We start from the raw sequence: 15100 nt of genomic DNA on the forward strand, positions 1-15100 counted from the left end.
CATAATTACCAAGTTGTCTAAATATATAACATACTAGAAAAGTAACTTGGCTCAAAACGGAAATGGGTTGTTAGAATACATACCTGGTTCACACACACTATTAGTTCAAAAAAACTCTACCCCACCTCTTGAAGGGTTTGCAGAAAATATCAGAGGTAGCATACATGAATATGCTGAGAACTCAAAAAGTGATGTCGAGAAAGGAAATAATTTTCTCCAGTGGATATTAACGCGAGTTTTTGAGGCTACAGAGGATGATGCTGCAGATGCAATTGTAGATGGAGCAAACGACTTGGGCATTGATGCATATCTTCCAGTAGATTTTTCAGATAATACAATTAGATTATTTCAATCAAAGTATGGAACATCTCATTCACTAGAAGCAATTGCAAAATTCAAAGAAGATGCAAAAAGGTTACTTTCAAAAGACGTGACTAAAATGAGACCAGAGTTAGCTCAGCTTGTTACAAAAATAAAGGAAAAAAATCTTAAAGTAAAGTGCTGTTATGTAACAGATCAAAAAGTAGAGTACCATGATGATCTAGTTGAAGTAATTGATGAGGAAAAAATTATTCAGAAATTATGGGACAGAATAAAGAAACCAGCAGCAGGAAAAAAGTCATCTATACGACTAGAAAAGATGCTAAGACACGAAAATACGATTTTAGGAATTTTGAAACTTCGTGAACTTACAGAGTTTGTAAGTAAGAATAGGGACTATGTTTTTGAATCAAATATCAGACAATGGATGCAGTTTAAGACTACAGTTAACAAAGGCCTGCGCGAAACATTGCAAAGTAATCCTAACAAATTCTTTTTTTATAATAACGGAATAACTATTGTAGTAAGCGATTTTTCAGATCTGGGCGAGAACATGATTGAGCTTCATGCACCACAGATAGTAAACGGTGCTCAAACATCAAACTCCATACTTGATCATTCAAAGAGAACAAAAAACATGGATGGTTCAATGACAGTAACAATAATCAAAGCAGATGATGAACAAGAACAAAATAATATTACAAAGTATAGAAATTCTCAGAACTCAGTAAGAGGAAAGGATTTAGTTTCTTTGATGGATTTTCACAAATCAATAAAATCACAATTAAAAAATTGTGGCTATTTTTATGAAATTCAAGCAGGTTCTTTTGATACAAAATCAAAATCCAAACAATGTGAATATGCAGGAGACTCTACATACAACAATTACCTTCCAGATAATCACAAAAAAGTCATTGTTGCAAAAGATGCAATCCAGTCTTTAGTTGCAGGAATTGAACAAAGGCCAACAGAAGCATACAGTTCACCAGCTCAATTTCTTCCAAGAGGGAGCAAGTATGATGATATCTTCAATGATAATCTAAAAGACGATTACAGAATTTTGTTGTACCCATATCTTGTAAAAGAATATGCAAAAAAGTCATTAAAGTATGGAAAGAAGGGAGGTCACAAGACAAAAAGATACGCAACATTGTTTTTTGTTGCAGTGTACTTTAGAATTCTCCACAAGAATATTTTGGAATCAAAGGGAGATTTTAAAGGTGATATTAGAAAAATAGAGCCTGTTTTTCGCAGTTTCAAACTTAATTCTAGAATTCTAAAGTTGACAGATATAATTGTGACAAAATTTCTTGAAGATACAGTAGTAGATGATGAAATAGAGATGGCAAATACAAAACACAACTTCTTTTCCCAACATGTTTGGAATGAGACAATGCTTAGGGTAATTGATAAAAAAATTAGACAAGAAGAAGACGAAATATTAGCATTAAAAAAACTAACAAACAGTTTGTTGTGATTCTAGTAGGCAGAGTCCAACCAAGTAAAAATCTTGCAGGAGGTTTACATTGGTCAGACTACTACCTAAATTTCATAAAAACAAGTGGTATTTAACATAATTTTCACCAAGTTTCCAGAATGTTTTTTATATCGATTAAAAAAAGCAGAGTCACTTTGGGACTAAAAGAAAAATGTGCAATTTGTAGTCAGAAGATTGAGCTTCGTTTTGTTCCCATGGAAGAGTGGGGAATTGAAGGTTCAATTTGCGGAGATTGTTATTCAAAAAAAATTCATGAGCATTATCCCGGAGATCACATTAGAGTAAACAAGCACTTAGATTGATGTTAATCTTCTTTTGAGAATTTATTTGCGTTAAAACAATTCCAAACTAGAGGATCACTCTTTACATCTTTTTCTTCAAGGAATTTAATATCAGTAATTGTCTTTTTTCTTTTCAACAAGTTTACTTGGAAACTAGTGAATTTTTTACAATCACATTTGTTGTACAAACATACATCATCATCACCTTCATCATGATCTGCTGCTTCATGACCGCAATTACACATTGCATCTTTTTTTACATCGTCAAGTGATTTTTTTGCATACGTACCTAATCTTAGATATGCTTCTCCCCCATGTCCTTTCTTGAAGCGCTCATAATTTTCAGATTTTTGTAAAATTTTGTAGAAAGACAAATTTGTGTCAGGCTTTTGGGAATCAGCACCCATGATGAACCAGTACTTTTCGCCAGTCTCTACAAATCGGATTTTGATGGATGGATCTACCCAATATCGTATAGTATCATGCCATAAAGAAGCAGACTCTTTTCTGTCAGAGACCAGAGGAACTACATTCATTCTAAGATCATAGTACCTGTAAGCGACACCAACAAAGTCATTAAACCAAGGAATTGAAATAGACAATGTTGGCAAATCAGGCTAGAGATTATTTATCTGATCTGAATTAATGGTAATACCCTTATATCTGAGTTTTAAAGTAAAGTACGTATGGTTTCCTATAGAACTAGCATGCAGATTGTAGCGGATTTGTTGACTGTTACTGAACAGTCTGGACAGGAAGGTATCAAGACAACATCCCTTCTAACAAAGGCAAACTTATCACATTCTAGACTATCCAAATTCTTAGAAAACTTGACCGGCGCAGGTCTGATCAATAAAATTGAATTTGATGGGAAAAACACTTTTGTGATTACGCCAAAAGGAAGACAGTATTTAGAGTCTTATGCAAACTTTTCAAGTATTGCAGAATCATTTGGTTTAGAACTCTAAAATCTATTTCTTAGAACGTCTTCTAGCATTTGCCTTTTGTCGTTCCTTTTTCTCTTTGTATGAACTGTAAAGGATAATGATGATTATTCCTGCAATTGAGCCATAAAATAATGGAATGAAAGGTTGTTCGCGCATTTCACCAGTCGTTGGAGAGAAAAATGCAATTGGAATTCCAACTACCATAAAAATCAAAATTACTGTAAGATACTTGTCCATATTCTTCATAATTTACAAAACCATATATCTTTTTGAAATTATCAAAAAACTCAGAGAAAATATGACAAAAATGCTGGAATTGGGAGGATTAGGTTTGATAGTTATTATGTTTGCAAGTTTTGTTGGAGCACTTCAACCTACTATTGAACCAGGATTATCACCAGTTTTTTGGGGATGTGCAGGAGCTGCTCTTATGATAATCATGTATAGAAAATTCAAAAGAAGAAAAGAAGAGAAAACAAATTAGAAATTTCAAAAAATACAAGTAATTGATCAACGTTTAATCAACCGACAGATCTATAAAGGACAATTCCAGGTAATGTATGAGGAGAATATGACAGAACAAAATAAACAATGGTGGGAAGGTTTAGGAAAAGAACTTGAGATCGACATTGAAACCCTTGATGAGTCAAATTCTTAATAATTTAGAAATATTTTTTGGAAAATTTACAAAGCCTCGGACGGGATACGAACCCGCGACCTAACGCTTACGAGGCGTTCGCTCTACCAGGCTGAGCTACCAAGGCACGATTGGATAAATCCATCAGAGTTAATAAAAAGCCTTTCTGAGTTGGATTAATTGAAAAAAACAATTTCTGGAATTAGAGGAATATTTGGAGAAGATCTTAATCTAAAAGACGTATTAGAGTTTTGTAACAATTTTTCATCACTAGTAAAATCACAAAAATGTGTGATTGGAAAAGATACAAGACCTTCAGGATTTATGATAAAAGATACAGCTAGTGCAGCATTGATGAAAAATGGAATAGACGTTTTTAATTTAGGAACTGTGCCGACACCAGTTGTTTTTAGAGAAGCAAGAAAGTATGGTGCAGGAATAGTTGTGTCTTCATCTCACAATCCAATTGAGTGGAATGGTATGAAGTTCATCATAAAAGGAAGAGGAATAAATGAAAAGGAGCTTCCACAAATAATCGAAAAACAAGAAATAACAAAATCAAAAATTGGTAATGAACAAGATATTTCATCATCATATGTTGAAGATGCAAAGAAAATCATAGGAAATTTAGAAAATCAACCTGAAATTGTAGTAGATATTGGGGGTGGTGCGGCAAAAGGATTTGCACCTGACTTATTGGAATCTATTGGATGTAAGGTTCTCACACTAAATGAGAACCTAGAAGGATGTTCCAGAGGGCCTGATCCCACTGCAGACAACTTGTCAGAACTTGTTTCAGCATCATCTAACAAGGAAATTGGGTTTGCGTTTGATCTAGATGGCGATCGGTTAGTTGTGGTTAGAAATGGAAAAAAACAAACACCAGATGTAACATTAGGGCTAGGAGTTGCAAAATCATTAGAACTAGGATACAAGAAGTTTGTTCTAAGTATTGATACAAGTGTTTCAGTTGAAAAATTCATCAAAGAAAGAGGTGGAACTGTTCAAAGAACCAAAGTAGGCGAAGCAAATGTTATTGAACAAATGTTAGAAAGTAACGCACAAGCTGGAGGAGAAGGAAGTAGTGGTGGCTTTATTTTACCTGAATTCAATTATTGTAGAGAAGGGATTCTCACCAGTGGTTTAATTTCATCTATGTTAGGAACCAAAAAGTTCAATGAAATTTTGAATTTTATGGAAAGCTATTTCCAAATTAGAGACAAGACTGCAATTGATTCACAATTTCATGACAAAGTAATAGATGATGTGCATTCGAAATTATCTAAAGAGTATTCAGAAGTTAATACATTGGATGGGGTTAAAGGAATTATTGATGAAGACAGTTGGGTATTAATTAGAAAATCAAACACTGAAGACATCATTAGAGTTTCAGCTGAATCAAATGATGAAGAAAAATGTAGGCAAATTGTAAAAGACACAATAGAATTGGTGAAGCAAAGTTATGACAAAATTAGATGAGTCAGACATTATCAAAATTTTTCAGAAAAAACTAGGAAACAAGAATTTTGTATCTGAAGATGTGGAAATTTTCAAGTTAAGCAAGTCCAAGGTTATAGCAAAAACAGACACATTAGTTGAGAGTACTGATATTCCTCCAAAAATGAAACTATCAGATGCTGCAAGAAAAAGCATAGTTGCATGTGTAAGTGATTTTGCAGCAAAAGGAATTAGGCCTCAATATGGCATTATTTCAGTTAATTTTCCTTCAGACATATCACGCTCAAAGATTGAGGATGCTGCAAATGGCTTTAGAAAAGCCTGCAAAGAGTTTGGGATTTCCATTCTAGGAGGAGATACAAATGAAGGAAGAGAAATTGTGTTTAATGTATGTCTGTTTGGCAGTTCTGATGGCATAATACCTAGGAGAGGCTCAAAGAATAAAGATCTAATTTTTACAACAGGTCCATTTGGATATACTGCAGCAGGTTTGGATATATTGCTACACAAAAAAAGTGGGAAAAGAGATTTTGTCAAAAAAGCTGTCCAGTCAGTGTTACATCCAAAGCCACCAATGAGTTTTGGGATAAGAAACAAGAGATATTTTTCATCAGCAATGGATTCTAGTGACGGTCTATCTACTACACTTAATGAGATGGCAAAACAATCAAAAAAGAAATTTGTCATTACCAATTCCCTACACAAAAAAGACTTGGAAACTCATGCAAAGATGCAAAAACTGAATATAGATAATCTAGTTTTTCACGGAGGTGAAGAATATGAGTTTGTATTTACCATTAATCCAAAACACAAACAAACCGTTCTAAAAAATGCAAGATTACTCAAAACACCAATTATTGAGATTGGTTACGTGACTGCAGGAAAAGGGGTAGTCTTGCAAAGAAACAACAAAGAAATTATTCTAAAAGACGCGGGTTGGAAACACTTTAGGTAATTATTCACCTGAAGACACATCTCTTTCAACATTATTTACAATACTAAAAACAGATTCAGCAGGCAAAACTGCAACACATTCAGTCATCCACAAATCATCAAGGTATAACAATCGTTTTCTGTCATCGTCTGGCAAGTCATCAGGATGTGCTTCAGGATATAGTGCATGCATTTTGTATCCTTCATTTGCAATTTGTTGGCATTTTTTCTCTTGAGGTGACAAAATCACTTCATTGATCGGAGTAAATGATTGAATTGCCATTGAACCAAACAAGGCAGCAGCTACTGCAACACCAATTGCCAGAAACAAAATAGAACCCATAGAGAATCTTTGAGTTTGTCAGTATAAGAATAATAGTCGTTTTTGAGTCAAGTGACCAAATTAAAGCAAAATCTGAAAATCAATGTTTTTTAAACCCCTTTAGGTGTGAGTAGTCATTGTCAGAAACTGAAGCCAAAGTTGAGGAAGCACCAGTAGAAGAGACTGAAGCACCTGCCCAGGAAGTTGAATCCGAAGCAGTAGAGCAAAAAGCTCAACCAGAGGCAAAGAAAGAGGGCCCAGAAAAATGGGGTATCGCTCACATTTACAGTAGTTACAATAACACAATCATTCACATGACCGATCTAACTGGTGGAGAAACTGTTTCCATTAGTTCTGGTGGAATTCATGTCAATGCAGACAGATACGAATCATCACCATTTGCTGCAATGAAAGCTGCAAATGCAGTAGTAGAATCTGCAAAGACAAAAGGATTCACAGGATTTCACATCAGAGTTCGTGCAGTCGGTGGAGTTGGTTCTAGAGTACCAGGTCCAGGAGCACAAGCTGCAATCAGAGCACTAGCAAGAGGCGGATTTAAGATTGGAAGAATTGATGATGTTACACCTATTCCTCACGACACCACTAGAAAGAAGGGTGGAAAGAGAGGAAGAAGGGTCTAGGCGACTTTAATTTTTACGTCACAATTTTTAGAAGCAAAATAATCTTTCATAAATTCAGCAAACTTTTCTTCTTGAGTACTAGAACGGTATTTTGATAACATGTCATCAAACTTTTCTACAATTCCATTGTGTAGTTCAGGTTTGAATGCAATTTTGAAAAAGGTCCAACCAAAGTTTTCGGTTGGTTCACTGAACACGTATCCATTGTATCCACCAGTAAGCGTTTCCATATGAGATAGCGCTTTTTTGATATTGAATGAATCATCAGAATAATTTTTTGTGGAAATTTCTAAAGTTATAGTCATTCTTCTTCATCCTGAGATGATTGTTTGCTGAGTTTATCAGTCAATGAAACAAACTTGCCGTCTTGTTCAACATTGATCTTTGTTTCAAGTCTAATGTTTAGTCCAACTGATCTAAACAGTGTCATTAATTTTCCACCATCAATTGTTTCGTTAATCTCACCGGATTTTATCAATTCAGATAATTTTTGTACAATAATTTTTGTTTCATTTGGAAATTGTGATTCTGCGTTTTCTAAAACTTCGAGTCCCCTGAATCCTAAAACTTTGACTAGAATATCTCTTGGATTCTCAGCAGGCTTTTGTTGAGTCTGTTCTGTGGATTTTTCTGAACTCTGTCGAGATACAAGATTTTTTTGCATCTCGGCTAGTCGTTTTGCTTTTAGTCTCTCTAGTTCTGAATCTTCTTCACTCAACCTTTTATCACACCTATAGGCACTAATTTTGCTACTTTAGTGGCAATTCCTAGATTGTGAGAAACATCAACTACAGCATCAACATCTTTGTAGGCTTGAGGTGTTTCTTCCACAACTCCATCTCTGGTCAATGCTTTGATAAAGATGCCCTTATCATTTAGGGATTTTTTTACGTCATTTTCAGTATAGTTTCTCCTTGCCTTGGAACGAGACATTGTTCTACCTGCTCCATGTGCAGTAGAGCCAAAGCTTAGATCCATGGAATTTGGTTGTCCAAGTAAAATCCAGCTTGCAGTACCCATAGAACCAGGTACCAAGACAGGTTGGCCCAAGTGACGATACTTTGAAGGAATCTCATCTCTGTTTGCAGGAAATGCTCTAGTTGCACCTTTTCTGTGAACAACTAGTTTTCTCTCCTTACCATTTACTTTGTGTTTTTCAACTTTAGCAATATTGTGTGCAACATCATAAACTAGTTTCATGTCAAGATCTGATTCTGATTGATTAAAGACTCGTTCAAAAGATTTTCGGGTCCAATGAGTAATCATCTGTCTGTTACTCCAAGCAAAGTTTAGTGCTGCAAACATTGCTTTTCTGTAAGACTCTCCTTCTTCAGAGGTATTAGGAACACATGCAAGTTCTCTGTCTGGCAATGAGATATCATATTTGCTCATGGCTTGTTCTGCAACTCTTAGATAATCACTACAAACTTGATGTCCAAATCCTCTTGAACCACAATGAACTAGAACTGTAATTGTTCCTTCTTTGATTCCCATTTTCTCAGCTGCTTCTTGGTTGTGAATTTCTGCAACTTTTTGAATCTCAAGAAAATGGTTTCCTGAGCCTAAACTACCAAGTTGTGGTGCACCCCTCTTTCTTGCTTTATCTGAAACTTTGTTTGGATCTGCGTTTTTAATCTGACCGTTTTCTTCACATACATCTGAATCATTTGTTGAACCATAGCCATGATCAATTGCCCAGTTTACACCATTGACTAGAACCTCATCAAGTTCTGAATGACTCAGTTTTACAGCACCTTTAGAACCCACACCAGATGGAATGGAACTAAAAAGATCAGTGACAATGTCTTTTAGTTTAGAGCGAACCAAATCTTCAGTTAAATTTGAGCGCAATAGTCTGACTCCGCAATTAATATCGTAACCTACACCACCTGGACTGATCATTCCTTCTTCAGCATCCATAGCAGCAACGCCACCTACTGGAAATCCATACCCTTCATGTCCATCAGGCAAAACAACACTATGCCCCACAATTCCCGGAATTGAGGAAACATTACGTGCTTGCATAATGGTTCTATCAGTAAGCATCTTCTCAAGTAATCCTTCATTTGCGTAAATTCTTACAGGAACTTTCATGCCCAAATTAGAATCAGCATCAATTTGGTATTGATTTTCTCCAATTTTTTTTGGAGTAACTATAGTCATATCATTTGAAAAGCTACAAGGTTCCAATTTTAATCTTCAGTAAAAATTTGATCCATGAAAAATCAAAACAAGAAAATGATGATAGAATTTATCTATGATAGATTACTCTTAGTAAGTATGGCAAGAGCAAAATTAACTAAAGAAGAAATAGAAAAACAAAAAGAAGAGCAAAAAACTAGAGCAAAAGCATCACGAGCAGCAAGAAGAAGTGGAAAAAGTATGAAAAAAGAAGGCAAAGTGAACAAATCAAAAGCTAAAACAAAGGAGCCTAGATCTCAAAGAAAAATTGCTACAATAAACAAATCACGATATTAGTAATTGGAATTAATTTACTCCAATTAACCCCTTTTCTACCATGTATTTGAGACCATTAACAAATTCAGTTTCATCAATTTGTCCTTCAGCCCACCACTTTGCATTATTTTTTACCCAATACGGAATTGTATCCTCAGATGTGTCAGATGATTCAGGTAAATCATCAATTGCAATAATGTCTTCTTTAATCATAAATGAGATTCCTTGTTTGAAAGAATCATCTCCAATTGCACCATCTGCCCACCACTGTACGTTATTTTTAATCCATTCAGGGACTTGTTTTCGTGAAAGATTTTTTTCTTGTAACAATTCTGTAGATTTTTGTTTGTATGGTGGAAGTAGATTAAATGTCACAGTATCAGTTTCTTGTCCTTGATATTCTGCTTGAATTTCATATTCACCATGAATTGTTCTCTTATCAAACCAGAGAACGTTCTCGTAATTACCATCTTTGGTACCAACGATTTTTTGTTCAGCAGTCTGTCCATTAGGATCTGTTATAGTAAATAAAATTCTTGCACCACGAGAATAATCTTCTATTTCACCAGAAATTTTTAGTTGGATTGGTTCATACCATTGTAATTGCATTTCATTTTGTTCAAGGACTATACTAATTGAATCAGAGTTAGATTGAGACACTGAAGGTGTTATATCTACAAAATCAGATTCTACAAGAGGAAGTGTTTCAGTAGGAGACAAGGGTCTTTCAGGTATTGCATCTTGTCTATACAGGGTTTCCAAGAATACAGGTTTAGTTACATCTAAAATTTGAAATGAGTTGATAGAATCAAAAATAATTCGTTGTTGTTGTCCAATGTTTTTACTGATTGTTTCACCACCTACCAAAATTATATCATCATCATATGGAATTAGATTCAACCAACGCTGCCATTTCTCAAATTCAACCTCATCACCACGCTCAAATCTAAATTTTTCAGAAATTTCATAAGATACTTGAATTGCATCTAATCCATTTACTGTAATTTTTTTGAAATTAAAATTCGGAATGTCTAAACAAGTCATCCATCCTTCTTCACCAGGATCATCAAGATAGACAGGAGTTGTTTGAGAATCAATACACCACTGTCTTTCATAATCTTCGATAAAGTCAGTTACTTGGTCATAGTTTTGTAAATCAATTTGTTGCCCCACATCATGATATATTCCAAGGGCCAACCAATTCATCCAGGAATTATACCAAAATGAGTAGAAAGTCCTATGTGGAAATTCAGATGTGTTGATTGATGCCCAAGTTTTCCAATGATCTGGGATTTTCATTGCTACATTATAGTTACTAAGATCATGTAGAACATATTCTAGATTTGGTGGGTCTTCATAGTCATAGTAATCGAAATCGTATTCGTCTTCGTATCCATCATCATCAGTTCTGACATCTCCAGGTCCATCATAAGTTCCATCAGGACCATCAAATCCAGAATATCCTTCATCAAAATATTCTTCTTGAGTGTCTTTATCATCCATCGATGATTCAACATGGATTCCAAAATTGTCTATAGATGCAACATCACCAGCGCTAACAATTTTTGTATTTCTATTAACAAGATTTGTTATTTCTACAGTTCCTTCTATTAGTTCAACTGTAGTGACATCTCCTGTGTGAGTAGTAATGAATTCAGTACCTCGCACTGCAAGATTTGCTTTCTGAGTTTCAATTATGCAAAGAAGACATCCTTTTTCAAAAAATGCATGTACCTTGCCTTTCAATAATTGAAATTTTGATTTTTCTTTACTTGTATCAGCTAATTCAAATTCAGAATTAGGACCAAGAATAACTTTGTGACCAGATTGAAATATGATTTCAATATGTCCACTATTCAAAGTAAAAATTCTATCCCCAGCATAAAGAATTGAATTTTGTGTCAAATATTCAACATCTCCTGAAGTACGTTTTACGGTTACCTCACCTTGAACTACAAAGACAACTCCACTTTTTTGTCCTACAACAGGTTCTGGTTTTTCTATAATAACATCAACGCTAGATGTCTTTTGATTTCCATCAGAATCTTTGGCAATAACTAGAAGAGAGTAGTGATTTACAGGGATTGTTGGTAACGTGTAAACATTAAGAGTAGTATCAAAAGGTGCAGTTGCAGCAATAGATTTGTTAATTGTTGGAAATCCCCAATCCCCATCTTGACGAAGTTTTTGGGAATCAGTAGTAAGACTCAATGCAACTGTAACATGTTTTTGTAATACATCACATGTTGGATTTACATGTCCTACAAAAATTGGAAATGATGCAGTATCACCTGGAGCAATGGTCTCTATCTTCTTTCGTACAATGAGTTCAAAATCACGACATTCCTCTAATTCAGGTTCTGGGGCAGGTATGGGTTCAGGGTATGGTGCAGGTATTGGTTCGGGGGTAGGAATCGGTGTTATTGTATCCCCACCAACTGAAACACCTTCTTCTGAATCAGTTGTCGAAGATTCTCCACAAGGAACTGCAATGTCTAATTGCTCAACTTGAGATAAAAGATCTAATGCTGCACTTTTGAATGCCGTAGTGGATTGATAATAAACTTGATTAGAATAACCGGCTACTACAGCAACATCATCACTAGCTATCCATGTTGTAGAACCTACTTTTTGTTCAGTACCACAATCATAATCATGATAAATATCATCATAGTTTCCTTGATACTGCCAATTTACTGAAACAGTTCCTGTTGATGACCAATACCCACTTTCATAATCACCATAAGAACACCAAAATGAATTCACATAAGATCCAAAATTTTCTCTGGGTACTCCTTGAGGATCATACACATAACCACCAGCACTAGGAGGACAATAAAGACCACTTGAACCATAAACAGGTTCTGGAGGTGGAGGTGGAGGAGCTATCAAAGTTGCATATTCAGAGCTGTAAATATTTCCACGATATTCAGGAGTATAGCTTGCACTGATGTACTTGTTTGCAATACCTGATGAATGTATAAAGTCTTGTTCAGAGATAGGTCTAGATATTCCAATAAAAATTCCGGAATTAACATCAGTCTCTACAAGTTGAAAAGTATCTATCGTAACAGGTACAGTGTATGGTGAAACACGTGTTACAATTTCTGCAGTTATTGAATCCTTTGTGTTTGAAGATATATTTTTGTCAGTATCTACAACTTGTACAGTTATTTGTTCACCGATTTCATACTGATTTTTATCTAAAGAAACCTCAATTTCAAAGTTAACTGAAATACCATAAACGTCATCAAAAACAAAAAATAAACCAAACAGAAAAAACCCTAGGAATAATACAAATCTTGCATCATAGAAAATATCATGAATTAGATTTCATCTCCATTCTCCAGGGTTTACGTCAAAATGAGTTTTAAGGATTACATAATATCCCAAAATTTAGCCTCAAATAATGCGTGAAATACACAAGAAGTAGATTTATTTTCCGATAAATTCAACTCAAAATATTGGCAATTCTACCTATTGATAGTGGTCGTTATGGCACTAAAGAGATGATGGAGATTTTTAGTGAGCAAAAAAAAGTCAATTATCAATTAGAAATTGAAGGTGCAGCTGCAATTTCTCAAAGTGAAATTGGAATGATTCCAAAAACAGTCGGAAAACAAATTCACAAAGCTGCAACGTCTGGTAAGATTACTGCAAAAAGAATCAAACAATTAGAAGCCAAAAGTGATCACGACACTGCAGCACTAGTAGAATCACTAAGTGAAAAGTGTAGCAAAGATGCAAGACCATGGATTCACTATGGACTGACTAGTAATGACTTGGTTGATACAAGCAATTCAATGCAAATGCGAGATGCATTGCAAATCATTGAACCCAAAGTTGCAAAGATGGCATCAATTCTGGCAAAAAAAGCAGTAAAGCACTCAAAGATTCCAGCAGTTGGTAGAACACACGGACAGCATGCAAGTATCATTTCATTTGGTTTGAAATTTGCAAACTGGGCAGCAGAGATGGCAAAACATGTTGAGAGAATTGAAGAGATTAAGAAAAGAATTTTGATTTGTAAAACATTAGGAGTGGTTGGAACAGGTTCACTGATGGGTGCAAAGTCACTTGAAGTGCAAAGAAGAGCTGCCAAGCGATTAAAGTTATTTCCAGCAGAAGTTACAACACAGGTAGTTCCAAGGGAAAGATATGCAGAATACGTCTTTGAGCTTGCTTTGATTGGCGCTACATTAGAAAAGATTGCAATTGAGATTAGAAACCTTCAGAGAACTGAAATTGGTGAAGTAGCAGAGCAATTCAAGAAAGGACAGATGGGAAGCAGTGCAGTTCCAGTAAAGAGAAATCCAATCAAAAGTGAGCGTGTATCATCATTATCCAAACTAGTAAGAAGCCAAGTTGGAGTATCATTTGAGAACATTCCACTATGGCATGAACGTGATTTATCAAATTCAGCTAATGAGCGATTTGTAATTCCTACAGTATCCATTCTAGTAGATGAAATGTTGGAAACCATGACTAGAATTGTTTCTAATCTAATGGTAAATGAGAAGAGAATTGTAGATAATCTCTACATCACAAAGGGACAGATATTTGCAGAGTTTGTACTAGAGGCACTAATCAAAAAAGGAGTGCCAAGATTTGTCGCATATAGAGACGTGCAAAGAGTCGCATTTGAGGCAAATGACAAGGGAATGTTTTACAAAGATGCAATCAAAAACGACAAAGCATTCTCATCAAAGTTAACTGAAAAAGAAATTGATGCAATATTTTCACCAGAAAAACATCTGGGTGCATCACCTGCAATTATTAGTAATGTACAAAAATCTGTTCAAAAGACAGTAAAAAAATTCATCTAGTCTTTAGTAGAGTTTTGTGAATTTTAGAGCCATACTGTAGTGCTTTTTTTCTTTTGTTACAAGAAATTTCAGGAACACCAACTTCTTTTGCTAGTTTTCGTATGATATGTTTTCTGTATAGATCTTCAGAATCTGTAATCTTTTCTGAAATTGAAACTGTCTTTGCATAATTAATAAAATCTTCAGATAACAATGGCTGTAAAATTTTTACATCAAATTCTGATGCAATTAGATTTACTGCCTTCATCATCTTTAGTTCATTGTCTAGTTTTGAATCCATTACTTTATTGATTTTAGAGTCACCATCTGAAAATGCCTCTCTATACGCATTATAGCCACAAAATAACTCATCGATTCCGTTTGCAGTAACTACTGTATTGATACCCAATCTGTTTGCAAGCTTTGATACATAGTAAAATGCAATACAGTTTTCATTCCATGAAAGATTGTCAGTTTTTATTTTTTCATGAATTCCAGATGAAATAGATGGGAATGTTTCTGAATCAATCTCTAAGACATGGTGAGGGTAATTCATTTGTTCGTTAACTTCTTTTGCAAATAAGATATCATGGGATTCAGAGAATCCAATTGTAAGTAAGGTGACATCATAGTTCATGTCTTGGCAAATCTTTGAGATTAGAGTACTATCAACACCGCCGGAATATGCAACTCCAATTTTGTTTTGTGTTACAGTTTGAGTGATTGAAGTTTTGATATTATCAAATAACTCTTGGTATTTGGCATCCATTTCTATCCCTATAATTCTACAAAGGGTAATG

16 protein-coding genes and 1 tRNA gene are annotated in these 15100 nt (G+C 34.8%); 8 read left to right on the forward strand and 9 right to left on the reverse strand.

Annotation, left to right across the window (positions count from 1 at the left end):
• Positions 1–46: 46 nt before the first annotated feature.
• Entirely contained in the window at positions 47–1798 is a 1752-nt protein-coding gene (locus NPIRD3C_RS09990) for an AIPR family protein (RefSeq protein ID WP_148703998.1), read from the forward strand.
• A 325-nt stretch (positions 1799–2123) separates the two neighbouring features.
• Here the strand turns inward: NPIRD3C_RS09990 and NPIRD3C_RS09995 are convergent, their stop codons facing one another.
• Positions 2124–2702, reverse strand: a complete 579-nt coding sequence (locus tag NPIRD3C_RS09995; RefSeq protein WP_148703999.1) for a hypothetical protein — start codon at positions 2700–2702, stop codon at positions 2124–2126.
• A gap of 105 nt (positions 2703–2807) precedes the next feature.
• Between NPIRD3C_RS09995 and NPIRD3C_RS10000 the strand changes: the two genes are divergently transcribed.
• Positions 2808–3068: a winged helix-turn-helix domain-containing protein gene (locus tag NPIRD3C_RS10000; RefSeq protein WP_014963822.1), complete on the forward strand. Its 261-nt coding sequence runs from the start codon at positions 2808–2810 to the stop codon at positions 3066–3068.
• 3 nt (positions 3069–3071) lie between these two features.
• On the opposite strand, the gene NPIRD3C_RS10005 is transcribed toward NPIRD3C_RS10000, so the two are convergent.
• Positions 3072–3284, reverse strand: coding sequence for a hypothetical protein (locus NPIRD3C_RS10005; RefSeq protein WP_148704000.1), 213 nt, complete (start codon positions 3282–3284; stop codon positions 3072–3074).
• A 61-nt stretch (positions 3285–3345) separates the two neighbouring features.
• On the opposite strand from NPIRD3C_RS10005, the gene NPIRD3C_RS10010 reads away from it, so the two are divergent.
• Complete coding sequence (locus tag NPIRD3C_RS10010) at positions 3346–3531, forward strand: hypothetical protein (protein ID WP_148704001.1); 186 nt, start codon at positions 3346–3348, stop codon at positions 3529–3531.
• A 206-nt stretch (positions 3532–3737) separates the two neighbouring features.
• Here the strand turns inward: NPIRD3C_RS10010 and NPIRD3C_RS10015 are convergent.
• Positions 3738–3811, reverse strand: a tRNA-Thr gene (locus NPIRD3C_RS10015).
• Between the two features lie 53 nt (positions 3812–3864).
• Between NPIRD3C_RS10015 and NPIRD3C_RS10020 the strand changes: the two genes are divergently transcribed.
• Both NPIRD3C_RS10020 and thiL read left to right on the forward strand, forming a co-directional pair.
• Positions 3865–5163, forward strand: coding sequence for a phosphomannomutase (locus tag NPIRD3C_RS10020; RefSeq protein ID WP_148704002.1), 1299 nt, complete (start codon positions 3865–3867; stop codon positions 5161–5163).
• Positions 5147–6097 (forward strand): thiamine-phosphate kinase, encoded by a 951-nt coding sequence (gene thiL, locus NPIRD3C_RS10025; protein ID WP_148704003.1) that lies wholly within the window; start codon positions 5147–5149, stop codon positions 6095–6097. The genes NPIRD3C_RS10020 and thiL overlap by 17 nt, the downstream gene beginning before the upstream one ends.
• On the opposite strand, the gene NPIRD3C_RS10030 is transcribed toward thiL, so the two are convergent.
• Positions 6098–6418, reverse strand: coding sequence for a hypothetical protein (locus NPIRD3C_RS10030; protein ID WP_148704004.1), 321 nt, complete (start codon positions 6416–6418; stop codon positions 6098–6100).
• Between the two features lie 116 nt (positions 6419–6534).
• Here NPIRD3C_RS10030 and NPIRD3C_RS10035 point away from each other — a divergent pair, with 116 nt between their 5' ends.
• Entirely contained in the window at positions 6535–7038 is a 504-nt protein-coding gene (locus NPIRD3C_RS10035) for a 30S ribosomal protein S11 (RefSeq protein WP_148704005.1), read from the forward strand.
• On the opposite strand, the gene NPIRD3C_RS10040 is transcribed toward NPIRD3C_RS10035, so the two are convergent.
• Genes NPIRD3C_RS10040 through NPIRD3C_RS10050 form a run of 3 tightly spaced genes read right to left on the reverse strand, consistent with a single transcriptional unit; the run spans position 7035 to position 9201 of the window.
• Positions 7035–7343, reverse strand: a complete 309-nt coding sequence (locus tag NPIRD3C_RS10040; RefSeq protein ID WP_148704006.1) for a hypothetical protein — start codon at positions 7341–7343, stop codon at positions 7035–7037. The two genes, NPIRD3C_RS10035 and NPIRD3C_RS10040, sit on opposite strands and share 4 nt — an antisense overlap.
• On the reverse strand, positions 7340–7756 hold the full coding sequence (locus tag NPIRD3C_RS10045) for a DNA-binding protein (protein ID WP_148704007.1): 417 nt from the start codon (positions 7754–7756) through the stop codon (positions 7340–7342). Before NPIRD3C_RS10045 ends, NPIRD3C_RS10040 begins: the two co-directional genes overlap by 4 nt.
• Positions 7753–9201, reverse strand: coding sequence for an RtcB family protein (locus NPIRD3C_RS10050; protein ID WP_148704008.1), 1449 nt, complete (start codon positions 9199–9201; stop codon positions 7753–7755). The genes NPIRD3C_RS10045 and NPIRD3C_RS10050 overlap by 4 nt, the downstream gene beginning before the upstream one ends.
• Before the next feature lie 54 nt (positions 9202–9255).
• Between NPIRD3C_RS10050 and NPIRD3C_RS10055 the strand changes: the two genes are divergently transcribed.
• Complete coding sequence (locus NPIRD3C_RS10055) at positions 9256–9516, forward strand: hypothetical protein (RefSeq protein WP_237087668.1); 261 nt, start codon at positions 9256–9258, stop codon at positions 9514–9516.
• A 9-nt stretch (positions 9517–9525) separates the two neighbouring features.
• Here the strand turns inward: NPIRD3C_RS10055 and NPIRD3C_RS10060 are convergent, their stop codons facing one another.
• Complete coding sequence (locus NPIRD3C_RS10060) at positions 9526–12387, reverse strand: FecR family protein (protein WP_160272935.1); 2862 nt, start codon at positions 12385–12387, stop codon at positions 9526–9528.
• Between the two features lie 572 nt (positions 12388–12959).
• Here NPIRD3C_RS10060 and purB point away from each other — a divergent pair.
• The gene (gene purB / locus NPIRD3C_RS10065; protein ID WP_148704010.1) at positions 12960–14321 is read left to right on the forward strand and encodes an adenylosuccinate lyase; all 1362 of its coding nucleotides are present in this window, start codon (positions 12960–12962) and stop codon (positions 14319–14321) included.
• On the opposite strand, the gene NPIRD3C_RS10070 is transcribed toward purB, so the two are convergent.
• Positions 14314–15069 (reverse strand): asparagine synthase C-terminal domain-containing protein, encoded by a 756-nt coding sequence (locus NPIRD3C_RS10070; RefSeq protein ID WP_148704011.1) that lies wholly within the window; start codon positions 15067–15069, stop codon positions 14314–14316. The genes purB and NPIRD3C_RS10070 overlap by 8 nt on opposite strands.
• Positions 15070–15100: the final 31 nt, after the last annotated feature.

This window comes from Nitrosopumilus piranensis (assembly GCF_000875775.1).
Lineage (GTDB): Archaea > Thermoproteota > Nitrososphaeria > Nitrososphaerales > Nitrosopumilaceae > Nitrosopumilus > Nitrosopumilus piranensis.